The organism is Salegentibacter haimaensis, from assembly GCF_054121495.1.
In genome coordinates this window covers 12511-33433 of sequence record NZ_JBSYGH010000019.1, presented here as the reverse complement: position 1 = coordinate 33433, position 20923 = coordinate 12511, and the positions used below count along the sequence as shown (strand labels likewise).

Here is a 20923-nt window from a genome sequence, read left to right as displayed (position 1 = left end):
GTTCTTTTGTTGTCATAATTCTATCTGAATTAAATTAATAAATAATTCTATTCAGACAGAGTTTATTTTACACCCTCCAGAATAACTATTAAATTGAATTATCCAGGTTTCAAGTCGGATTCTTAACTAATATCTTATTTGAATCTAAATCTTTTTACCTGCAAATCTGCAGTAATTTCATTTTTGTTCTCGACCTTCAGATTACTTTTTTTGTGACCTTTACAATAGGAGCATATAATGTAAGAGGAGTATTTTTTCATTAGGAGAGACTAATTTTAGTGGTTTAAAAAGGAAAAATAAATTATTACCAATAAGTGAAACTTATAATGAATATAAGAATATACTTTAAATATTTATGGAAGTGGGTTTTCCTAATATTTTTCAAACCATCCGAATTTGTCTCTTATTATCCTGTTTCTTTCCTTTTTTAGATATTCCAGATAAGAAGTAGCAGCAGGTGAAAATTTTTTTCCTTTCATCCAAATAATTTGCCAGTTTGATTTAATTGGAAAACCCCCAACAGGAATGATTTCAAGATCTCCATTTTTAAGTTCATTTTTTATCCCAATAATCGGCATCACCGAATAGCCTAATCCGGCAATAACCGCTTGTTTTACAGCCTCATTTGAGGTCAATTCCATTTTTTTGAGAAGAGGTAGATTGTATTGTTTCATAAAACTCTCCATTACGTGTCTGGTTCCAGATCCGAGTTCTCGGTAAATGAGAGAAATCTCTTTAAAAATTTCCCTACTATGATGCTCTAATTTTAAATCCTGCTCTCTACCTCCCACTAGGAACAATTTATTTTCCATAAGTTCAATGCTTTCAATTTGTAAATGTTCGGGGAGCACTGAAACAAGAGCGAAGTCAATTTCATTGTTTTCTAGATTTTCGATTACAGAAGCTTTGTTAGTTACATCTAATGAAAGGTTTACTCCAGGGTGCTCTCGGATAAAAGCAGAAAGAAAGTAGGGCATGACATACTTTCCGGTTGAAACAACAGCAACTTTCAAATGACCTACAAGCTGACCCCGATAAGCGTAATTCATCATGTTGATTGTGTCAACTTCTTTTAAAATGTTCTCTGATGCAATAGCTATTTCTTTACCGAAATCGGTTATATAGATTTTTCTACCTATAACTTCCGTTAAAGGTATCTCGAATTGATCCTGAAAATTTTTGAGTTGCATGGAAACCGCTGGTTGAGAGAGGTGTAGCTCCTCTGAAGCTTTTGTTACACTCCGTGTTTGAGTAACTTTGAGAAAGATCTTTAGCTGATGTAAGGTGTAATTCATAAGATTTTATTATAATTTATATCAAATATATATATATTTATTTATACCTGAAATTTTTCAATTTTGCTGTATCAAAAAAACTCGAAATGATCCCAAGCAACAGTAAAAAGACCAATTTTTCATCAAAATCAATTAAAGAAAGTGTTGAACAACTTAACCTAGAACTACTTATAACTCTTTTCATTGGAGGAATGTTTTTAGCCCTCTTCTTGCTATCTGGAGAGGTACTCCTAGAGGAGCTTTCTAAGGCTATTTTAATTATCACCCTACTAAGTTTGTTTCGATTTATAAAACCTAATTCTAATAATCTTTAAATAACAAGAAAATGGACAACATAAAATTAATTGACGGTAAATTCAGTGCAAATGAAGCAAAAGAGATCTTGCTGAATATGATTAGCAGTAAGATCCAATTTCACACCATTAAAGATTTCAGTTCTGAAATACGTACAGGTGAACCTGAGAATAACTCTCAAAAGAGAATGAAAGAACTTGGGGAAACAAGAGAGAGGATTATCACCTTATTAGATGATGCTCAAAAGAATAACCTTGTAGTTGAGATCCAATCAACTATTAATATTTCCTGTAGGGCAGAAAGCAGGACTGAGAAGGTATAATGTTTAAGAACAGACAATTATTGATTGCTACAAAGCATAAAAAGGAGGCGGTTCTAGGCCCTTTAATTGAGAATGGCCTGGGAGTAAAATCTTTTGTTTCTACAAATTTTGATACTGATCTTCTTGGGACTTTTACAGGGGAGGTAGAAAGGAAAGAGGGGCCGGTGCAGACGGTACGCAACAAATGTCTTGAGGCTATGAAATTCTATGGCTGTGATCTTGGTGTTGCCAGTGAAGGTTCTTTCGGTTCCCATCCTTTTATCCCTTTTGTGCCTGTAAATGAAGAGTTTGTGATCTTTATTGACAAACAGAATGATCTTGAAATTATAGGAAGGGTTGTGGAGATGGATACTAATTTTGCCAACGAAGAGATAAACTCCATGGAAGACTTAGTTCATTTTGCCGATCGGGTTCAATTTCCCTCTCACGGACTCATCCTTCGGAATTCAGAAATTACTACCTCTCAAATCGTCAAAGGTATAACTGACTGGGATGTTTTAAGATCTTCCTATAAGAAATTAGTGAAGGAGGGAAATTCAGTCATTGTGGAAACAGATATGCGCGCCTTATATAATCCATCAAGAATGAAAGTTATTGAAAAGGCAGGTAAAAAACTTATAGAAAAAATAAAATCCCGTTGCCCCCAATGTAATACACCAGGGTTTGGTGTTACCGCTGCGAATAAAGGGCTTCCCTGTAAATTATGTGGTATAGCAACAAGATCTACTCTAAGCTACATTTATGAATGTCAAAAATGTTCTTTTACTTCAGAAGAAAAATTTCCAAATGGGAAACAACATGAAGATCCTATGTACTGTGATATATGCAATCCCTAAATTTCTTTGAGCTAATGAAGGGGATAGAGCAAGCAGTATTGGAATTAAATAAAGGTGGAATTGTGGCGATACCCACTGAAACAGTTTACGGATTGGCCGGCAATGCTTTTAGTGAAAAAGCCGTAAGAAAGATATTTAAGCTAAAAAATAGGCCTTCGCATAATCCATTGATTGTTCATATTAAATCTGTGAATGACCTGGATAATGTAGCACGGGAAATACCGGATTTAGCTTATAAACTTGCCACTAAATTTTGGCCGGGGCCACTAACTCTAATCTTAAAAAAGAGGAATTCTGTCGCTAATGCTGTTACCGCTGGGCTGGAAACTGTTGCTGTAAGAATGCCTAATCATCTAATTGCTCTAGATCTTCTGGAAAGATTGGATTTTCCTTTAGCAGCTCCTAGTGCAAATCCTTTTGGTTCTATTAGCCCTACTACAGCAGCCCATGTTTTTTCCTACTTTGGAGCAAAACTGGAAAATATTCTGGATGGGGGAGAATGTGAAAGAGGTGTTGAATCTACTATTATTGGTTTTGATGATAACAAACATCCCATTCTATATAGGTATGGCGCAATTTCATTAGAGGAGATTGAAAGTGTCACAGGACAAATAAAAATATATAATAATGAAGACGTCAAACCCAATGCTCCAGGTATGCTCTCCAGACATTATGCACCGGTAACAGAAAGTTTTTTAATAGAAGATGTACCCGGTATGATGAGATTATTTCCGGGTAAAAGAATTGGGCTTCTTCTTTTCAAAGAAAAAGTGACAGATGACCTCCTGGTCCATCAAGAAATATTATCTGAAACAGGAGATTTTGAAGAGGCTGCAAAGAACCTGTATTCTGCAATGCACCGTCTCGACCAAAAAAGACCTGATGTCATTATTTTTCAGCAGCTTCCCGCGAGGGGTATTGGTCTCACTATAAACGATAAACTTAGAAGAGCCGCTAAAAAATGAAGGCAGCTAATCATTTCTATAACTCTCCATTAGCTATTTATTGGCCACCAATTAATTGAAAATAAATCCTCTAATAAACAAAAATGTCTACAACAATAGTAAGGAATGCCACAGTTGTCAATGAAGGAAAAAGATTTATTTCAGATCTTTTAATCTCAAATGGCAGAATCGAAAAAATAGGAACATCGCTTACTTCGCAATCCTCTTTCCGGGAGATAAATGCCGAGGGTTTGTACCTATTTCCAGGGGTAATAGATGATCAGGTACATTTTCGCGAGCCTGGTCTCACTCATAAAGCTGATATTTTAACCGAATCCAGGGCAGCTGTTGCAGGCGGCATTACCTCTTTTATGGATATGCCCAATACAATCCCCAATACGCTTACTCAGGAACTTCTAGAAGAGAAGTATCTTTTAGCCAAAAGCAGGTCTTTAGCGAATTATTCCTTTTTTATGGGGATAAGAAAAGACAATTTGGAGGAAGCTTTAAAGACGGACACAGAAAAAGTTTGTGGAATTACAGATGATGGCCTTTATTTTCAGGACGAGGAAGGAATTTTAGCTAACAATGCTGGTTTTTTGGAGAAGCTGTTTTCCCGTGCCGAAACCCTTGTTGCACTGCATTCTGAAGATGATGAGATAATTAATAGAAATCTCGCGGAGTACAGGTCCATGTATGGGAAAGATATTCCTTTTTCTTTCCATCCCAAGATCAGAAGTGAGGAAGCTTGTTTAGTTGCCACTAAGCGTGTACTGGAAATTGCACGGAAGCATAATAACCGCCTACACCTCTTTCATATTTCTACCCTTGCAGAAGCGAATCTTTTTGAAAGAAATATAGACATCAGGGATAAACGTATAACAGCTGAAGCCTGTGTTCATCACCTTTGGTTTTCTGAAAAAGATTATGAAAATCTTGGTTCCAGAATTAAGTGGAATCCCGCTATTAAAAAAGAAAGTGATGCAATTGGCCTTCTTCAAGCGCTTAATGAAAATAGGCTGGACATCATAGCTACGGATCATGCTCCCCATACTATTAAGGAGAAAATGGGAAATTATTTTGAAGCCAAATCAGGAGGGGCTTTGGTGCAGCACGCTTTGGTCGCTATGCTGGAACTTTTCCATCAGGGCAAGATCAGCCTGGAAAAACTAGTGGAGAAAATGAGTCACCACGTGGCAGAAATTTATAGGATAAAAGAAAGGGGCTACATCCGTGAGGGATATTTTGCAGACTTGGTACTAGTTGATTTACAGTCACCCTGGAAAGTTACCACAAACAATCTTCTGTACAAATGCAGATGGTCTCCATTTATTGGCCAGGAGTTCCAAAGCAAGGTGACTCACACTTTCGTAAATGGAAACCTGGTTTATGAACATGGAAATCTAATTGATAAGAAAAAGGGGCAAAGGCTACTTTTCGAAAAGATAAGATAAGCTGCTCTAGAAATATAACATAGCGCATTTCTTCTTCTTCTTCTTGAATATTTATTATTAAACCTAAGCAATAAAAATTGAAAAATGAATCTGAATTTACTACTTGATAACTTAACGAGCCCGGCTTTACTTTTTTTCGTAATGGGAATATTGGCAGTTCAATTAAAAAGTGACCTGGAAATCCCGAAAAGTTCCTCCAAATTTATTTCTCTTTATCTTTTATTTTCCATTGGTTTTAATGGAGGGCGGGAATTGGCACATAGTCAATTTTCTATGGAAATAATATGGACAGTATTATTTGGGGTGGTTAGTGCGATTGTAATTCCTATTTATTCCTTTTTTCTTCTTAAGAAAAAGCTCAGTATTGAAAATTCAGGAGCGATAGCAGCAGCCTACGGATCAATAAGTGCTGTTACTTTTGTGACCGCTGTTTCTTTTCTGGAAATTCAGCAAATACCTTATAGTGGCCATATGGTTGCTTTAATGGCGTTAATGGAAGCCCCTGCCATTATTGTAGGGGTAGCCCTAATTTCCTTCTACGGAAAAAAAGACCAGAACTCACCAAAGATCAGCAATTTAATTGGCCATTCTTTTACTAATGGAAGTGTTTTGATGATCCTGGGCAGTTTAATTATTGGTTTTATGGCAAGTGAAAGTCAAGCCTTGGGTATTGCTCCTTTTACAACTGATATTTTTAAAGGTTTTTTGGCTATTTTTCTTTTGGATATGGGAATTATTAGTGGGAGAAAGTTAACTGATTTTATAAAAAGTGGCTGGTTTACCTCCCTTTTTGCTGTAGTGATCCCGGTTATAAATGGGTGTGCTGTAGCCTGGATGAGCAGTTTAGTGACGGGTAATATTGGAGACAGGTTTATGCTTGCAATATTAGCGGCCAGTGCTTCTTATATTGCCGTGCCTGCAGCTATGAAAATGGCAGTTCCCAAGGCCAATCCCGGTTTATACCTTCCGATGGCATTGGCTGTAACTTTTCCATTCAATATAACTTTTGGTATGCCAATTTACATGGCAATTATTGTCTCTTGATGAGAATGTACGATTAAAAAAATATTCGATCAATTTTTGATTAATTTCGATACATCAAAATATTCAAAATCGTGACTAATTATGCTGTAAAGAATGTTTGAAATGAAAAGAGATTATTAAAAAAGGTCGAAAAAGTTTAATAGTGAATCAAGAAGAAAAAGAAAGATAGGGAATATATTCTCGTTAAAGAGATTTTCTTCGAAGATCTCACTCAAAGAAATGGTTTGAAAATTCTATAGGAAGAGGCTGAAGAAATTTTTCTTGCACTATGGGTATTTCTTAAGAAAAATAAGAGTCCTTTTATTATTACTTCTAAGAAGTGGAGATGAGCTATAAAGGGTGACCGGCCCTACCTTATCCAGTTAGGTTTAGGTTTTGCGATTATCCTCCACTACCAAAATTTACTATCTACAACCTAAGCTTATTAATCTTAGATGTCTTTTAATTATTTTAAGTATTTCTAGATAGAAAAATAACTTAAAAGAGGTGGTAGCTATTAATTCTAACATTATTTGTATTTTGCACTAGAAATATGAGTATTTCGCATTAGAACATCGCGAATTTACATATTAGTTTAATCAATAATGGAAAATTAACTTAGAGGTAATGAGGATATCTCAGAACCTAGTCGGATATGTTAATAATATATTTAAATGAGCAATTTTTTGAGTGTAAAAATGACCCCATTCCTAAACTTCACAAAGTCTTAAATAAAAGTAGTTATATATAAACTGAATGCAAAAAGCTATAATTAAATGGAAATAAAGAAAATTTTTAAAAACAATCAAAAATGGATTCAGGAAAAATTGGATGTCGATTCAAATTATTTCAAAAATCTTTCGACTGGACAAAGTCCAGAAATTCTTTACATTGGTTGTTCAGATAGTAGAGTAACAGCTGAAGAAATTATGGGAATTGGTCCTGGTGACGCATTTGTGCACAGAAATATTGCTAATTTGGTCTCAAACACTGACTTAAGTGTTATGTCCGTAATAGATTTTGCAGTTACACACTTAAAGGTTAATCATGTGGTAGTATGCGGCCATTACTATTGTGGCGGTGTAAAGGCTGCAATGTTAAGTAAAGATTTAGGTGCATTAAACCCATGGTTAAGAAATATTCGCGATGTGTATCGAATCCACCAGGATGAATTAGATGAAATCACAGATGAAGAAAAAAAATATAAAAGACTTGTTGAATTAAATGTTCAAGAGCAATGTATTAATGTTCTTAAAACTGCAGAAGTTCAAAAAGCATATAAAGACAGACGGATTACTGTAAATGGGTGGGTTTTTGATATTTATACCGGAAAATTAATTGATTTGGAGATAGATTTTTCAACGAAACTGGATGAAATCAGGAAAATTTACCATCTAGACTTATAAGCGTATGGAAAAAAAAACGTTGTACCTTGTATGTCCCGAATGTCATATTGAGCAGACAATAAGAAAAGAATTTGGAAGTGATGTTTATTTTTTAACCGCGTTAGGTTCTGTATTTGATATATCAGAATTCGAATATGCAGAAGATGTAAATCAATTAATCAATAATGCCACAATTTCAGAGATTGTAATTGTAAATGATATTCATTGTACATTTATAAAAAATACCGTCTATGAGCACGAAAATCATGGAACGGATGCTGAAAAAAAATTGATTGAACTTAAAATAAACAACAAAGATAAATTTGAATCATTAAAGGCACCGCAACAACAGAAATTTCTTGCAAAACTCAATATTTACCGGCAAGCTTATGAATTAATGGATGTGGCATTTATCGGAAATAAAATTGAAGAGGGAACCATTCAATTGAGTGGTTTAATTTTTAATCGAGAAAATTCAGAATTCGAAAAGCTGGATTTAAAAATATAATATACTCCTGCAAAGTGTGTAAAGTTAAAATAACAGGGGTTGGACTTTTTTAAAGTCTGCCCCTCTTTTTTATATATCCTAAGGAACTAACTTAAGGTATGTCCCAGTTTCTGATAGGCATTGACCACTTTCTAAGGGGCTTCCCTGGTAGCCAAATATTAAAATTTCATCACTGCCTCATCTAACGGTAAAGATAATTTGTTTTTGGTAAGACTTGTTCCCAATAAACTAGAAAGGTTAAAAGTTGAAAATAGGGTTGTTTTAGTTAAAATAAGGTTAAAGGTGTCAAATTCGGATACACCAGAATTTCGATCTCTCTGAAGTGCCAGTAATAGTGGTGTTTAGCCATTTTTGGATAGTTCCTCTTCCTCCGCAAAGCTTTAAATGCTTCCCTGAAAGGGGAAGCATTTTTGTTTTACTCCAGCTTCAAACGCGGTTTGAGGAGCTGGAGTAAAACAAAAATGATCACAGGCGCAGCCTGAAGCATGTAAAGCTTTGTTGGTTTCCCTCCCTGGGATCAATACAGTAAATCCCTTTTCAGAAAAATAAAAAGCTGCAAACGCAGTTTGAGAAGCTTGCCTAAACTGAATACGATTACAGGCATAGCCTGAATTTTGTCAAGCTGGTACCTGAAAAGACAGGTGCCTGTATTCGAAAGCTTTTGAAAATAAGTTTTCGGAGTTGAAGCGCAGGATGAAGGATCGCAATTAAAGATCAGGATTGTTTTATTTTAGCTGGTAGGCCTCGCGGGCTTATCGTGTTTAAGGTCTAATTTCTACCTGAAAAACACCTTCAGAAACACTTTTTCGATCATTTCCTCCATTATCATAAGCATCAAATAAAAATGCTCCTGAAATCGTTTCTCCGTTATCACTATCAATCTCGACATAGCTCTGAGATAAATTACCAACTACCGGTAAATTTTTTGTGCTCCAAACCAGACCGGTAGTTTCTTCAGAAAAATCACACCAGTTTCCATTTAAGAAATGATCCCTGTGCAAGGAGCTTTTATTTCCCATTATATAACGTTTACTTCCCATGTAATTTCTAATTGCAAACTGAATATTTTTTTGATCCCGGGAACGTCCGTGCACAATTAAATCTATAGTTCCGTTGGAATTAATTTCCTTTTTGAAATACAGATCATCTCCATCTATAGATGCATTGAAATTTTCCCCATTTACTTTAGCGAGCAAGAATTCCTCTTCGCCGCTGAAATCATCGTCATTGCTGCATCCCCAGCAAAGAATGATAGCAGTAAATGCCCATACCAAACTTTTCATACCCCTCTTCATAACCTCTCGCTTAAAAATATCTTTAAAGATACCACCAGGCCATAAAACTGGAACTGCAGGTTTTCCTGTATTTATGGTATTAATTTACTGAAATTCAATTATTTAAGATTAGTATCAAGCCCTATAAAAAGAGATTTTTTGAAGGGTAGACCAATGGGGTGTAGGCTGTTGCGATCAGGAGTGATAGCGTAGAGAAAGTCTGGAGGGGCTGTTGGGCATTTCTAATTATTTTGAAATTTTAAGTAGTAAAACCGGGTATTTGGTTAATTGCAATTCCGGGTGAAGTAGGTTGCGGCCAATGGCTCGGAAGGCTGAATGCTTTGAGTTTCTAATCAATTTTTATTCTCCAGTTCAGGAATTAATAATACAGGGATCATCGGGTCGAAATCGATGTCTTTCTTGAAATTCTGCATAAACAACCTGGAGAAAAATCCCTGGCGGCGTTTATAAAGTGCCAGCATACTGCTATTCCTACTCTGTATAAAGATATGCACCCCTGTAGATACAGTAGTTTGAGTTAAGGTATGAAATGAAATCTTTAGTTCCTTAAAGATATCCATTAGCTGATTTTTCATTTCCATATCAATCTCTCCCTCCTCCTTGCTTTCCTCCACGTTTACAATTCTGATAGGAGCTTTAAGTTTCTTTGCAAGGTCAATTAGAATTTGTAGGTCCTTTTTCAAAAATTTATTTAACAGGCTGGTTGGAAAAACAATTTCAGTGAAATTTTTCAATTCGAAACCCAGGGTTTCAGGGATTACTAAAACAGGACAGTCATTAATATTTTGAGATATGGAGGATACTGTAGAATCGTAGGCACTATTGATTCCTGCATACTTACCTTTCGACCCCAGGACAATCATGTTGATATTTTTCTCACGTATCACTTCTTCGATGGCCTGCTCTAATTTTTTAGACGTAGAAATGGTATGGAAGGAATGTGAAGTATTACGATCTCTGAACTGAATACCGTTTAATATTTTTTGCAACCCGGTTTCCGATTTACTTTTGGCTTCTTCGCTGTTTAGATTTAAAAGATCTTTTTTATAGGTGTTTAAAATATAGAATTCTACTTTGCTTTGTTGAAATAGTTCTATAGCATACACCAGGGCATTCCAGGCAGGTTTAGAAAAGTTGGTAGGGATTAAAATGGTCTTCTCCATGGAGGTCGTATTTGATAAGGGAAAGATAGAGTTTTTAGAATCAATCCTGAAATAAAGAGAATTTCTGAAGTAAAATTTTAAGAATATTCAACTTATATCTAATGATCAAATTTAAATGGGAATTATCTGATTTCCAGAGAAAAGGAAGGCTTGGTTAGCCGCCCGCGTCGCTGTTTTTATAAAAAACAAGCCTTTCATAGGGAAATTTATACCTTTTATCGAATACTTGAACTATGAAAGAAATTCTGAATTACATTTACAGGACCATAACATAAGTAGGTTAAGTTCATGGTAGATTTGGGGCAAAAAGGGGTGATCATTCACCCTTTTTTATTTTCAAACAAATCTCTCTCCAATTAATTTTTCTTCAGAAACTGATAAATTATCTTTTTAATCGTCTTTCATATATTTCGATCCAATTCGCTACAGATATTTTTTGCATCAGTTTCCCAATAAGCTCATAGGGGATTTGATCCATCTTTTTAAAGCGAACACAACTTTTTCCCATATCCAGTTTTTGTTTTGAATATTTTGGATATTCAGAAATAAACCAGCCTAAAAGATCAGGATCGGTATATAGGCCCATATGGTAAAAATTGATAGAATGTTTTTGAGAAGCTATGCCGGCAAATGGGAGGGGTTCAGTCGGTTTGCAATGGTACCCGGCGGGGTAAAGGGAATGCGGCACCACGTAGCCCAATCCGCCATAACTGATAGCCGGTTCAAATCCTTTAGGCAGGTTTTTTACAATTACCTGGTGAAGCCGGTTAAAGGGTTCAAACCTGTCTTCCGGCAGATTTTTTAAAATTTCTTCTACTGTATTCCCTCCTGCTTTCATTGGAAAAATTATGATAGGATTCTAAATAATAAAATTAAAGCACCTTCCCCGCCAAATACTTTTGAACCTCGTAAATATCGATACTCTTATTAAAGCGTTTACTCACGGTGGGGGTATTTTCACTGGAAATCCAGATTTTAAGTTCGGCATCCAGGTCGAAGGTACCGGCAGTCTCCAGGGAGAACCTTGAAATATGTTTGTAGGGTAGGAAAAGATATTCCTGCTTTTTTCCGGTTAAGCCCTGAATATCGATTAACACCAGCCTCTTATTGGTAAACATAAATACGTCACGAAGCAGGGAAAATCCCAGCTCGATGTTTTCATTATCGGTTAATAGCCGGCCGTATTTCGAGCTAAGTTCTTCTACTGAAACATTTGAAGCGTTGCCAAGTATTTTATTAAGTAAACTCATAAGGAAATATTGATTTTTAATTTCCTTTTAAATTTAGGCAAAAGTAGATTAGGATTTAAAGCTCTTCTTTTTCTCCTTCTTTAAACTGCGCTGGTTCTGATTGCATCGCGTTCCCTTTTTCGGTAAGGAACTTTCAACCTTTTCTGGATGCATTTTTTTATCTCGGTTCTCGAACTGACATCGCAGACCTAAACTTTAAACCTTGATTCCCAAATTTAAAATTATCACGCCTCCAAAGGCCAATCCCATACTGCCCCGATGTTTCGCGATTGTATCACGTTCTTTTCGGTTCCTTTCTAAATCTTTCTTTAATAATCTAAGCTTTTTATTAAATAAAAATCACTTTTTGTCTGCCTATTTGCTGGGTGCCACGCGATACAATATCGCGAGGGAGCTGGGAAATTTTAGAAGTTATGGGAAAAGCCTCCCTTACAAATTTTCAAATTTTATACCAGTACAATTTCTCATCTCGATTTGATTTTTTAAGTAATCAGAAACTATGAAAACCATACCTGATTTAGTGTTTTCAATAACAAAAATATGGTCTTTTGTGCCAACCTTGACTTTAACCTGGTCTATATACAGCCGTGTTGTACTATGCTTTAGATTTTCCAATACTTCATTAAAATTAATTAAGGACTGTATGTTCGTTTTCTCTAAATATGAACCTCCCTCAGGTCTTCTTTTGCGATAGACAAAAGTAGATGCTTTATAATCTATATTATCCATTTTTGCCTGAACGGGATGAAGAATAAAATAGTCATCAAAAAAGATATTTTTGATATAAATACCAGATTTAAACGATTGGAAGTTTTCTTCGAAAAATGGTCTAATTATATTATTTAATCTTTCGCTAATAATTAGCTTCCTGTAAAACCCCCTTGAAGGTGAGCTTATTAAATCTGTTTTTATTGCTTTTTTATCTAGAATTGGAATTGCAATTTCAGGTTCAGAAATAACTTTTTCAAACTGTATATTTGCTAATTGTTTGGGGTTATTATCTATAGGAGTTGGAAATTCGGCATCCTCTGCCTGAGGAAATTTTCCTATTTCCATCAGATTAGTTGAATGATTTAGCAAATAATAATCCATTTACTCAAAGGTTAAAAATTCTGACTTTTGTGAGCCAAATTAACAGAAAACACAGTATAATAATAAAAAACCGGGATCATTGTCCCGGTCTTAGCTGATTTTCTGAAATTAATTAGATAACATCACGGCTTTTACATTCACAAATTCGTGGAGTCCAAAGCCACCGTGTTCCCGTCCATATCCCGAATCTTTTACTCCTCCAAAGGGCATATTGGGTTTGGCCAGGCCAAAACTATTGATAAACACCATTCCTGTATCGAAATGATATTTGGCTAAGTCTTTAGCTTTCTCTTCATCTTTGGAGAAAATTCCTCCGCCCAGGCCAAACCTGCTGCTATTGGCGATTTTTATAGCATCTTCAGCATCTTTGGCTTTAATTAGAGAAGCCACAGGTCCAAAAAGTTCATCGTCATAGGCGGGCATTCCCGGCTTCAAATCGGCAAGTACGGTTGCAGGATAGTAAAATCCGTCGCCTTCGGGTTTTTTTCCGCCGCAAAGAATTTTGGCTCCTTTTTGTACGCTTTCCTCTACCTGCTCGTGCAGGTCATCCCTTAAGTCTTTTCTGGCCATTGGCCCAATATCGGCCTGGTCACCGGTGGGATCCCCGGTTTTGATATTTTCCATCTGCTCAACAAAAGCCTTTTTGAACTTTTCATAAACCGCATCTACCACGATAAAACGTTTGGCTGCAACACAGGTTTCCCCATTGTTATAAATGCGGCCCTGCACGCAGGTTTCTACGGCCAGATCCAAATCGGCATCTTCCAGAACAATATAGGCATCGTTACTCCCCAATTCCAGCACTGTTTTTTTGAGCAGACCACCGGCTTTTTCTGCTATGGCTTTACCTGCACCCGAGCTTCCGGTTAGCGTAACTCCCCGTACCAGCTCATTTTCTATTACTTTATCACTCTGGTCGTGATTTATTACAAGTACCTTAAAAAGATTCTCCGGAAGGCCGGCATCCTTGTAGATTTCTTCCAGTAACAAAGCACTGCCGGTTACGTTCCCGGCGTGTTTTAGTAATACTCCATTCCCGGCCATCAAATTGGCAATACTGTAGCGAACCACCTGGTAAGTTGGAAAATTCCAGGGTTGAATTCCGTAGATCACCCCAATTGGTGAGTAAGTGATAAGGCCTTTGCCACCTTCAGGCAATTCCCTTTCTTCATCTTTTAGGCTTTCGGGGCCGTTTTTCGCGGTATAATCACAAATGGCCGAACAGAGTTCTACTTCCTGTTCTCCCTGCTTCAGTAATTTTCCCATCTCCCGGGTCATCAATTCTACCAGCTCCTCTTTTCGCTTGTCAAGCTCAACACCAATAGCCTTAATTATTTTCGCCCGCTCTTCGGCAGGTTTACTTTTCCAGTTCAGAAATGCCTCGTGACAGTTTTGAATTGCAGTTTGCATTTCATCATCACTGAAAAATTCATAGCTTTTAATCTCTTTACCCGTTGCGGGATTTACGGTGGTTAATTTTTCTTCCGACATAATTTTTCTTTTAGCAATTTTTTAAAATGAAAATTACGCAGAAATCCTTCCTGTTTCTCGTAAGAACCTGTTAAGAATTAAGCCGGAAACCGGCAATTACACTAAAGTTTCATAAATTATATTGGCCCTGGAATATCCTTGGCCGGGGATTGAGAATTAAAATAAAATCTTCTGAAGATATCTGCTTTAAAACTTTTCCCGGTTTTCCCAAACTAAGCGGATAATCCCAGGTGTGGAAGTTTTAATTATTTTTAAAACTGTTTTTTAATTTAAGCCCGCCAACGGCCAGCAGCACAATAATGAAGAATAGGAATCCCAGGGTGATTTGATTTTCTGTCCAAATGGAATAATAAAATTCCTGATGTAGATATATTGAAGCGCTTATAGCCAGCAAGATGAACAGCAAGAGAACTTTGAAGAATCTTTTGAGCATAATATTTTCCTGAGAAATTCTGCGTTCCCAGGGTCAATTTTTATGCCCGGCGGGGGAATATCTCAAGTGCCTGTTTTTTAAAAAACTGATATTCAGTAATTTAATGTCCAATAATAAATTTAGTTACAATTCAGCACCGGGGTAAATCGTACCGCTGGTACAAAATGTTCCGGTTAAAAATTTGTCGGTTTTAGATCACAAATCCTATTTAGTTCTGCGATGGGTTTGTTCAGAATGCAGGTTGCACAACTTCCTGAAATTTTAAATTTTTATTTCTGAAAATAGGGGTTTTCCATTGGTGTTTTCCTGAAGCCGGGCCACTGATTCCATCTAAATTTGAAGTATCTTCCGCTGAAATTTGATTCTTTAAATCGGCAGTATATGGAGTATCAAACCTCCTCTGTACCTGTGAAACCTCCAAAAAAGAACTTCAGGAAAGCCTTGCTGGAGGCCATTAAGGGCACCGAAGTAGATTATACCCGCATTAGTTTAAAGCGGGCCATCTTCCTTTTGGCCGTTCCTATGATTCTTGAATTGATTATGGAATCTACCTTTGCGCTGGTAGACATTTATTTTGTTGGAAAACTGGGTGCCTCAGCCGTTGCCACGGTGGGCCTTACCGAAACCTATCTCTTTCTTCTGTACTCTATCGCAATGGGTTTGGCCACCGCGGTCACTGCCATCATCGCCCGGCGCATCGGCGAGAAAAAGGAATCTAATGCCGCAGTCGCCGCGGTGCAGTCGGTTTTTTTGGCCATTCTGGCTTCGATTCCATTTGCGTTGGCCGGAATCTTTTATGCTGAAGAATTATTAAGCCTTATGGGCGCCGATGCCTGGACCTTAACCCACGGCAGCTCTTACACGCGGTGGATGCTGGGAGGGAACCTTATCATTATGCTGCTGTTTGTGATCAATGCGGTTTTTCGCGGGGCTGGAGATGCGGCCATTGCTATGTGGGTCCTGGCCGTGGCCAATGGCCTTAATATAATCCTGGATCCGTTGCTGATTTTTGGGTGGGGTCCCATCCCGGCAATGGGGCTGGAAGGAGCTGCTATCGCAACCAATATCGGAAGGGGCTGTGGCGTGCTGCTTCAACTCTGGTTGTTATTCAAAGGAGGGAAACATATTAAAATTGCCTGGTCGCAACTCGTTTATGATGCCAAAGCCATGTTCTCTATCCTAAAAACCTCTTTGGGGGGAATTGGGCAAATGATTATTGGGATGACCTCCTGGATTTTCCTGATGCGTATTCTGGCCGATATAGGGAGTGAAGCCGTAGCGGGTGCCACCATTGCCCTACGCATTATGTTGTTTTGTATGATGCCGGCCTGGGGGCTCTCCAATGCTGCAGCCACCCTGGTGGGTCAAAATTTAGGCGCCAAAGATCCCGGCAGGGCCGAAGCCGCGATCTGGAAAACCGGAAAGTACAATATGATTTTTTTGCTGATGGTCTCGCTGATCTTTTTCGTGTTTAGCAAAAACCTGGTAGGCTTATTTTCAACTGCAGAAGCAGTGATCGAAGTAGGAGCGAAGTGGCTTGAAATTCTATCGTATTCCTTCTTTATTTATGGCTGGTGGATGGTCGCCACCCAGGCTTTTAACGGCTCGGGAGATACCCGAACCCCTACCAAAATCAATTTTGTGTTTTTCTGGCTGCTCCAAATTCCCCTGGCTTATTTCCTGGCCATCTATTTCGATTGGGGCTATTCAGGCGTTTTCTGGGCGGTATTTTTTTCTGAAACCAGCGCCGGCATTTTCACGCTCTGGCTTTTTAGCCGGGGTAGGTGGAAGACGCAAAAATTATGACGCAAAATCATCTTTCTGATTAGCTTCTGGCAATCCCCTTTAAATATGTTTCGGGAGTCATCACTGCCAATTCACTTTTTTTATAGTCTTTAATGTTTCTGGTAAGTACAACACTGATTTTACCATTTTTTACAGCCGAATAATTTTGCAGGGCATCTTCAAAATCTTTAAAGGGAGAATTTAAAGAATCAAGAACTATTTCTTTATTCATATTTAGTACATCGAGTATGGTGAGGAGTTGTTTTAATTTTTCAACGACGAGTTCGTGCTTTGCAGTTTTCCGGAGTAGATAATAAACATTGCAAATAATTACAGGAGCTGTAAATCCTTTTAATTTATTTTCTGCACAAAGATTGAAAATGTCGGTGGCAAATTCAGCATAGGGTTCTCTGTCAAAGAAGAAATCTAAAATGACATCGGTATCAATAAGAACATTTTCCATTAAAGATATTTTTTCTCTAAACGGGTTCTCAGTTCCTTTTTATAATCCATCTCCCCGGACATTTTAAAAGAACCTTTCAAAGATTTTATTACGGGATTTAATGATCTATCTTTCTGTTTTTCTTCCTCTGTGGTGAGAGCTTTTAAATAATTCTCAATAATATCGGAAAGACTACGATTTTTATCTTTCGCATATTCTTTTGCCCTTTTAATGATCTCCTGTTCTATGGTCAATGTGAGTTTTGTATTCATCATTTTTCAATTGAAGGCTATGCTTACAAATATAAATAAGAAAGCGGTTTTATACGTGTAAATTTTATTTGTTTAACACGTTTTTTATAAGCTATTCATTACGGTATGCGTTTATCTCAAATTGGCGAAGTCTCTCTCTGAAACCACCACCGGGATTTTCAAGCTCTGGCTTTTTAGCCGGGGTAGGTGGAAGGGGGAGAAGCTTTGATAAAACCATTTATTTGCCATTCAATGATGGTCCCGGTTTTTGTCGAAGGTCATATTTCCTCTCCATTTGGAATGCTTAAATTCTCTAATTTCGCAAAAAGTGATTTTCAAATTAAATTTAAGTGCTCATAAAAAAAACTAAGGTTACTTCTTCATTTTTTGAAAACACACTTAATTCCGCATCATATTTTTCGTAGACTTAATTATTCAGGTCGAAAAATGCCAAAGCAAATATTCCTATCAAGATTAATATCAGTGAAATAAACCCGACACCTGCTGCCTTCCAACCTGAAAAAAATGAATTTCCTTTTGCCTTATGTATTTTGAGAATTGCTCCCTGCTTCCATTCAACAATTCCCCAAATTATGCCCGTATACGCCAACGGAATTAATTGGCCTGGGATTTTATCGATTATATCTTCTGGAGTAAGATATATGCCTGTAAATAATAATAGCGTCGACACAAATCCAATAATTAAGGAATTTCTTGCTTGATCAGGCTTCCCTATTGCCGTGAAGTTTTTGCCAATCATATAACCTGCTGCGAGGGGTCCGCCTAAAAATGTGGCGCCACCTATGGTTCTTGCAGAGTAAAATTTAGTATCCTTCGTCAAATTTTCAGATTTAATTTCGATTTTATTCATTTTATGCTGCTGCCAGGAGTGTTAGTTAATGAAGTAGCGGGGCTTGAAATAGAAAAAACTTAATTAAAATTTTTGGGAGACAGCGATACAAACGCGCGGGAGCTATGATGAAAATTATGTCTCAAAATTAGGCTAAATTGCCTGGAAGTTGCCTGGTTATTTATTAGGCAGCGTTATTTTCCAGGGGTTTTATGTTATTGAATTCTGCCTCTTTTAATTTCTTTTCTTTTTCCAAATCATAATCATCCTGTAAGCCCAGCCAGAATTTAGCAGTTGTTCCAAAATATTTTGAAAGTCTTAGTGCTGTATCTGCTGTAATTCTTCTTTTCTTTTTAATGATTTCGCTAATCCGGGTTTGAGGAATAAAAGTTTCTTTGGAAAGTCGGTAAGCTGTAATTTCCAGTGGATCCAAAAACTCTTCTTTTAAAACCTCCCCAGGATGTATGTTTTCTAACTTTTTCATTTTTTTATCTTTTTAATGATGTACGTTTAGCCAAATTTATTGCCGAATTGAGCTATTTGATAGCAGTCAAAATATGACATTATTAGGACATCTTTGTCTAGTTCGGTTTTATAAGGTTTTTCACTTGGTGCCAACGGTCCCGGTTAACGAGAAGTGGCGTGGAATTTTGGATGCAGATTTGCCGGCTAACGCTTTGCCTTGTTCAAAATCTAAATTAATCTTTTTTCAAAAACACCCGTAATTTGAGATGAACCGCTATTGGCAATAGTTATTGTGCAATAATCCAACTTGTAATTTGATTAAGAGCTTTTTGATCTATTTCATAATAAGAACTTGACATTTTTAGATTACCGGGATCAATATCCTCACTTGTCAGGTAATGATTTAAATTTTCAAGTTGCAATGTTTCGATAATATTGTTATTCAAACTATTTAAAAAATCAATATTTGCTTTGGGGTCTACAAAAATATCCTTTGATCCTATTATATAAAGCATTGGAACATCCAGGTTTTCATATGTTTTTTCATTATTCTGTCTGAGTAAATCTTTTCTTGAGGGAAATGTCCAGAATGTAAATCTATCATAGTTCTCTCTTTTGTAACCGTGTTTTCTTGTAGCTTTTTTAAGCGTTTTAGAAAGTTTTATGTCATCCATTTCTGGATTTTTGCTTATAACATCCTGAACTATATATATTATTTCGAATTTTTCTTTATTGCTATCAAAAATCAATTCTCTGTCAAAAGTGTTTGCACCAGTTTGGATTTGATATTTGAGGAATTCACCATGTTTTTGTACGGGAACAGCCCATTGCACAAGGAAATCAATATTAGCATTTCCCTGTATAGTATTAATCGCCGCCATTCCTCCCTGGCTATGCCCAATCAAACCGATTTTTACATCTGAATTATTATATTTAGATTCAAGTACTTGTATGGCAGCCATTAAATCATTAGTGATTTGTGTAACACCATAATTTACATTTGAATTATTTCCTTCAGATTTATTTACACCTCTTTCATCATACCTGAAAACGGCAATATTATTTTTTAAAAGATTCTCAGTAAGTAAATAATGACTGTGACGAGTATCTAAACCTGATCCTGGAACTATAATCACAAGCTTATTGAAATATGTATTTTGAGGTTCTAATAAAGTTCCCGACAAAGTGATATTTTCTAACTCATTCTTAAAGTTTATTTCTTGATTTGAATAATTTTTAATGTTTGGAATTTCTTTTTCGTAATCGAAAAACTCCTGTGCCTGAATTTGGTGGAGAATTAATATTAAAGTTACTGTTATTAAATACTTCATAATAATTATGGTCACGGTTTACGGCTATCGCAAGTTGAGGAAGGGGACGCGTCCCGATAGCTATCGGGATGTCGGCTTAGTATTGGTCTGTTGGTCAAATTAATTATTTTCTTTCTAACGGTGCCGTCTATTGACGATTAACCGTAGTTAGCTTGCGTAATATTTATTTAGGTATAGTTCAAATACCTCTTTCATTGGTCTATTATTTTTCTTTCTAATCCTGTGTAAGTTGAAACCAGCAGTTTCAAAAATTTTATCTTTTAATTTGTCCTTTTCAACTTGTCGAGGTTTATCGTGCCAACTACTATCTAATTCTATATAAAAAGTAGGTTTATAAGTTTCTTGGTCTACAATACATAAGTCTATAGTCGAAGCATAAAAAAATCTTGTTTCTCTACCATCTATTAACTCAGTGATTTTGGAATTGATTATAGTACTCAAAGCTATATTAGGTAATAATAATACATTTTTCAAAACGTTTTTAGCTGCTAAATACAATTCTTCTTCTTGAGGAGAATTAAAGATAGATTTGGAAAAATCAAGTTCCCCATTAGAACCAATTTTGACACCTAAATTACTTGCTAAAACTGCCTTTTCACTTTGTTCTTTTCTGTCTTTGTGTTTTTGCTTAAGAAAGGATTTAGCAGCTTCGTTATTAGGCAATAACTTGGCATAATGTTCCTGGTTAGTTTGTTCAAATAAATATTCAGCGATATTTTGAATACATTCATCAGTTAATTTTAAAATTGAATTCTCTTTTTGATTTATTTGAAGAATTCTAGCTAAGACTAAAGTAAATTTCTGATTACTTTCGTTTTCGTGTCTTTTAACTTCCTCAACAAGATATTTTTGAAATACTTGGAAAATGGGATCGGAAGATAATTCTTTACAGTTTTCTTCACTGGACAAAACTTTATTTAATTCCATCCATTTTTGATCTTTCAAATAATTCAGACAATTTTCTGTTGTAGTCACGATTTTCTGATATTATGCAAGCTAACGGTTTCGGTTATC

At 36.4% G+C, this 20923-nt stretch carries 22 protein-coding genes; 9 read left to right on the top strand and 13 right to left on the bottom strand.

Annotated elements, in window-relative coordinates; genetic code table 11:
* Positions 1 to 371: 371 nt before the first annotated feature.
* A complete protein-coding gene (locus tag ACW6QP_RS14315; RefSeq protein ID WP_457911555.1) occupies positions 372 to 1295 on the bottom strand; it encodes a LysR substrate-binding domain-containing protein in 924 nt (307 codons plus the stop codon).
* 86 nt (positions 1296 to 1381) lie between these two features.
* On the opposite strand from ACW6QP_RS14315, the gene ACW6QP_RS14310 reads away from it, so the two are divergent.
* From ACW6QP_RS14310 to ACW6QP_RS14275, 8 genes are all read left to right on the top strand, one after another.
* Positions 1382 to 1609: a hypothetical protein gene (locus ACW6QP_RS14310; protein WP_457911554.1), complete on the top strand. Its 228-nt coding sequence runs from the start codon at positions 1382 to 1384 to the stop codon at positions 1607 to 1609.
* Between the two features lie 11 nt (positions 1610 to 1620).
* Positions 1621 to 1911 carry a hypothetical protein gene (locus tag ACW6QP_RS14305; protein ID WP_457911553.1) on the top strand — a complete coding sequence of 97 codons (291 nt, stop codon included), beginning with the start codon at positions 1621 to 1623 and terminating at the stop codon, positions 1909 to 1911.
* Positions 1911 to 2747, top strand: coding sequence for a DUF6671 family protein (locus tag ACW6QP_RS14300; RefSeq protein ID WP_457911552.1), 837 nt, complete (start codon positions 1911 to 1913; stop codon positions 2745 to 2747). Before ACW6QP_RS14305 ends, ACW6QP_RS14300 begins: the two co-directional genes overlap by 1 nt.
* Positions 2748 to 2761: 14 nt before the next feature.
* The gene (locus ACW6QP_RS14295) at positions 2762 to 3712 is read left to right on the top strand and encodes an L-threonylcarbamoyladenylate synthase (protein WP_457911551.1); all 951 of its coding nucleotides are present in this window, start codon (positions 2762 to 2764) and stop codon (positions 3710 to 3712) included.
* Positions 3713 to 3795: 83 nt separating this feature from the next.
* Complete coding sequence (locus ACW6QP_RS14290; RefSeq protein ID WP_457911550.1) at positions 3796 to 5145, top strand: dihydroorotase; 1350 nt, start codon at positions 3796 to 3798, stop codon at positions 5143 to 5145.
* Between the two features lie 84 nt (positions 5146 to 5229).
* Positions 5230 to 6189 (top strand): sodium-dependent bicarbonate transport family permease, encoded by a 960-nt coding sequence (locus tag ACW6QP_RS14285; protein WP_457911549.1) that lies wholly within the window; start codon positions 5230 to 5232, stop codon positions 6187 to 6189.
* A gap of 755 nt (positions 6190 to 6944) precedes the next feature.
* Complete coding sequence (locus tag ACW6QP_RS14280; RefSeq protein ID WP_457911548.1) at positions 6945 to 7574, top strand: carbonic anhydrase; 630 nt, start codon at positions 6945 to 6947, stop codon at positions 7572 to 7574.
* 4 nt (positions 7575 to 7578) lie between these two features.
* The gene (locus tag ACW6QP_RS14275; protein WP_457911547.1) at positions 7579 to 8061 is read left to right on the top strand and encodes a carbonic anhydrase; all 483 of its coding nucleotides are present in this window, start codon (positions 7579 to 7581) and stop codon (positions 8059 to 8061) included.
* Between the two features lie 761 nt (positions 8062 to 8822).
* Here the strand turns inward: ACW6QP_RS14275 and ACW6QP_RS14270 are convergent.
* The 6 genes from ACW6QP_RS14270 to ACW6QP_RS14245 form a co-directional block, all read right to left on the bottom strand.
* Positions 8823 to 9356: a DUF6252 family protein gene (locus ACW6QP_RS14270; protein WP_457911546.1), complete on the bottom strand. Its 534-nt coding sequence runs from the start codon at positions 9354 to 9356 to the stop codon at positions 8823 to 8825.
* A gap of 332 nt (positions 9357 to 9688) precedes the next feature.
* Positions 9689 to 10519: a universal stress protein gene (locus ACW6QP_RS14265; protein WP_457911545.1), complete on the bottom strand. Its 831-nt coding sequence runs from the start codon at positions 10517 to 10519 to the stop codon at positions 9689 to 9691.
* 382 nt (positions 10520 to 10901) lie between these two features.
* Positions 10902 to 11357: a DUF1801 domain-containing protein gene (locus ACW6QP_RS14260; protein ID WP_457911544.1), complete on the bottom strand. Its 456-nt coding sequence runs from the start codon at positions 11355 to 11357 to the stop codon at positions 10902 to 10904.
* 34 nt (positions 11358 to 11391) lie between these two features.
* Positions 11392 to 11769: a PH domain-containing protein gene (locus ACW6QP_RS14255; protein WP_457911543.1), complete on the bottom strand. Its 378-nt coding sequence runs from the start codon at positions 11767 to 11769 to the stop codon at positions 11392 to 11394.
* A gap of 429 nt (positions 11770 to 12198) precedes the next feature.
* A complete protein-coding gene (locus tag ACW6QP_RS14250; protein WP_457911542.1) occupies positions 12199 to 12825 on the bottom strand; it encodes a hypothetical protein in 627 nt (208 codons plus the stop codon).
* Positions 12826 to 12969: 144 nt separating this feature from the next.
* Entirely contained in the window at positions 12970 to 14352 is a 1383-nt protein-coding gene (locus ACW6QP_RS14245; RefSeq protein ID WP_457911541.1) for an NAD-dependent succinate-semialdehyde dehydrogenase, read from the bottom strand.
* Positions 14353 to 15166: 814 nt separating this feature from the next.
* Between ACW6QP_RS14245 and ACW6QP_RS14240 the strand changes: the two genes are divergently transcribed.
* Positions 15167 to 16591 (top strand): MATE family efflux transporter, encoded by a 1425-nt coding sequence (locus ACW6QP_RS14240; protein WP_457911540.1) that lies wholly within the window; start codon positions 15167 to 15169, stop codon positions 16589 to 16591.
* 19 nt (positions 16592 to 16610) lie between these two features.
* On the opposite strand, the gene ACW6QP_RS14235 is transcribed toward ACW6QP_RS14240, so the two are convergent.
* The 6 genes from ACW6QP_RS14235 to ACW6QP_RS14210 form a co-directional block, all read right to left on the bottom strand.
* Complete coding sequence (locus tag ACW6QP_RS14235; protein ID WP_457911539.1) at positions 16611 to 17033, bottom strand: type II toxin-antitoxin system VapC family toxin; 423 nt, start codon at positions 17031 to 17033, stop codon at positions 16611 to 16613.
* On the bottom strand, positions 17033 to 17284 hold the full coding sequence (locus ACW6QP_RS14230) for a DUF6364 family protein (protein WP_457911556.1): 252 nt from the start codon (positions 17282 to 17284) through the stop codon (positions 17033 to 17035). Before ACW6QP_RS14230 ends, ACW6QP_RS14235 begins: the two co-directional genes overlap by 1 nt.
* Before the next feature lie 406 nt (positions 17285 to 17690).
* Complete coding sequence (locus ACW6QP_RS14225; RefSeq protein ID WP_457911538.1) at positions 17691 to 18134, bottom strand: hypothetical protein; 444 nt, start codon at positions 18132 to 18134, stop codon at positions 17691 to 17693.
* Positions 18135 to 18297: 163 nt separating this feature from the next.
* Entirely contained in the window at positions 18298 to 18597 is a 300-nt protein-coding gene (locus ACW6QP_RS14220) for a HigA family addiction module antitoxin (protein WP_457911537.1), read from the bottom strand.
* Between the two features lie 268 nt (positions 18598 to 18865).
* On the bottom strand, positions 18866 to 19909 hold the full coding sequence (locus tag ACW6QP_RS14215) for an alpha/beta hydrolase (RefSeq protein WP_457911536.1): 1044 nt from the start codon (positions 19907 to 19909) through the stop codon (positions 18866 to 18868).
* Positions 19910 to 20056: 147 nt separating this feature from the next.
* Entirely contained in the window at positions 20057 to 20854 is a 798-nt protein-coding gene (locus ACW6QP_RS14210) for a DUF2726 domain-containing protein (RefSeq protein ID WP_457911535.1), read from the bottom strand.
* Between the last annotated feature and the right edge of the window lie 69 nt (positions 20855 to 20923).

What these genes read in the sequence shown, in the direction of transcription:
- ACW6QP_RS14315 (WP_457911555.1), bottom strand. Translation starts at nt 1,295, where the DNA reads ATGAATTACACCTTACATCAGCTAAAGATCTTTCTCAAAGTTACTCAA.
- ACW6QP_RS14310 (WP_457911554.1), top strand. Translation starts at nt 1,382, where the DNA reads ATGATCCCAAGCAACAGTAAAAAGACCAATTTTTCATCAAAATCAATT.
- ACW6QP_RS14305 (WP_457911553.1), top strand. Translation starts at nt 1,621, where the DNA reads ATGGACAACATAAAATTAATTGACGGTAAATTCAGTGCAAATGAAGCA.
- ACW6QP_RS14300 (WP_457911552.1), top strand. Translation starts at nt 1,911, where the DNA reads ATGTTTAAGAACAGACAATTATTGATTGCTACAAAGCATAAAAAGGAG.
- ACW6QP_RS14295 (WP_457911551.1), top strand. Translation starts at nt 2,762, where the DNA reads ATGAAGGGGATAGAGCAAGCAGTATTGGAATTAAATAAAGGTGGAATT.
- ACW6QP_RS14290 (WP_457911550.1), top strand. Translation starts at nt 3,796, where the DNA reads ATGTCTACAACAATAGTAAGGAATGCCACAGTTGTCAATGAAGGAAAA.
- ACW6QP_RS14285 (WP_457911549.1), top strand. Translation starts at nt 5,230, where the DNA reads ATGAATCTGAATTTACTACTTGATAACTTAACGAGCCCGGCTTTACTT.
- ACW6QP_RS14280 (WP_457911548.1), top strand. Translation starts at nt 6,945, where the DNA reads ATGGAAATAAAGAAAATTTTTAAAAACAATCAAAAATGGATTCAGGAA.
- ACW6QP_RS14275 (WP_457911547.1), top strand. Translation starts at nt 7,579, where the DNA reads ATGGAAAAAAAAACGTTGTACCTTGTATGTCCCGAATGTCATATTGAG.
- ACW6QP_RS14270 (WP_457911546.1), bottom strand. Translation starts at nt 9,356, where the DNA reads ATGAAGAGGGGTATGAAAAGTTTGGTATGGGCATTTACTGCTATCATT.
- ACW6QP_RS14265 (WP_457911545.1), bottom strand. Translation starts at nt 10,519, where the DNA reads ATGGAGAAGACCATTTTAATCCCTACCAACTTTTCTAAACCTGCCTGG.
- ACW6QP_RS14260 (WP_457911544.1), bottom strand. Translation starts at nt 11,357, where the DNA reads ATGAAAGCAGGAGGGAATACAGTAGAAGAAATTTTAAAAAATCTGCCG.
- ACW6QP_RS14255 (WP_457911543.1), bottom strand. Translation starts at nt 11,769, where the DNA reads ATGAGTTTACTTAATAAAATACTTGGCAACGCTTCAAATGTTTCAGTA.
- ACW6QP_RS14250 (WP_457911542.1), bottom strand. Translation starts at nt 12,825, where the DNA reads ATGGAAATAGGAAAATTTCCTCAGGCAGAGGATGCCGAATTTCCAACT.
- ACW6QP_RS14245 (WP_457911541.1), bottom strand. Translation starts at nt 14,352, where the DNA reads ATGTCGGAAGAAAAATTAACCACCGTAAATCCCGCAACGGGTAAAGAG.
- ACW6QP_RS14240 (WP_457911540.1), top strand. Translation starts at nt 15,167, where the DNA reads ATGGAGTATCAAACCTCCTCTGTACCTGTGAAACCTCCAAAAAAGAAC.
- ACW6QP_RS14235 (WP_457911539.1), bottom strand. Translation starts at nt 17,033, where the DNA reads ATGGAAAATGTTCTTATTGATACCGATGTCATTTTAGATTTCTTCTTT.
- ACW6QP_RS14230 (WP_457911556.1), bottom strand. Translation starts at nt 17,284, where the DNA reads ATGAATACAAAACTCACATTGACCATAGAACAGGAGATCATTAAAAGG.
- ACW6QP_RS14225 (WP_457911538.1), bottom strand. Translation starts at nt 18,134, where the DNA reads ATGAATAAAATCGAAATTAAATCTGAAAATTTGACGAAGGATACTAAA.
- ACW6QP_RS14220 (WP_457911537.1), bottom strand. Translation starts at nt 18,597, where the DNA reads ATGAAAAAGTTAGAAAACATACATCCTGGGGAGGTTTTAAAAGAAGAG.
- ACW6QP_RS14215 (WP_457911536.1), bottom strand. Translation starts at nt 19,909, where the DNA reads ATGAAGTATTTAATAACAGTAACTTTAATATTAATTCTCCACCAAATT.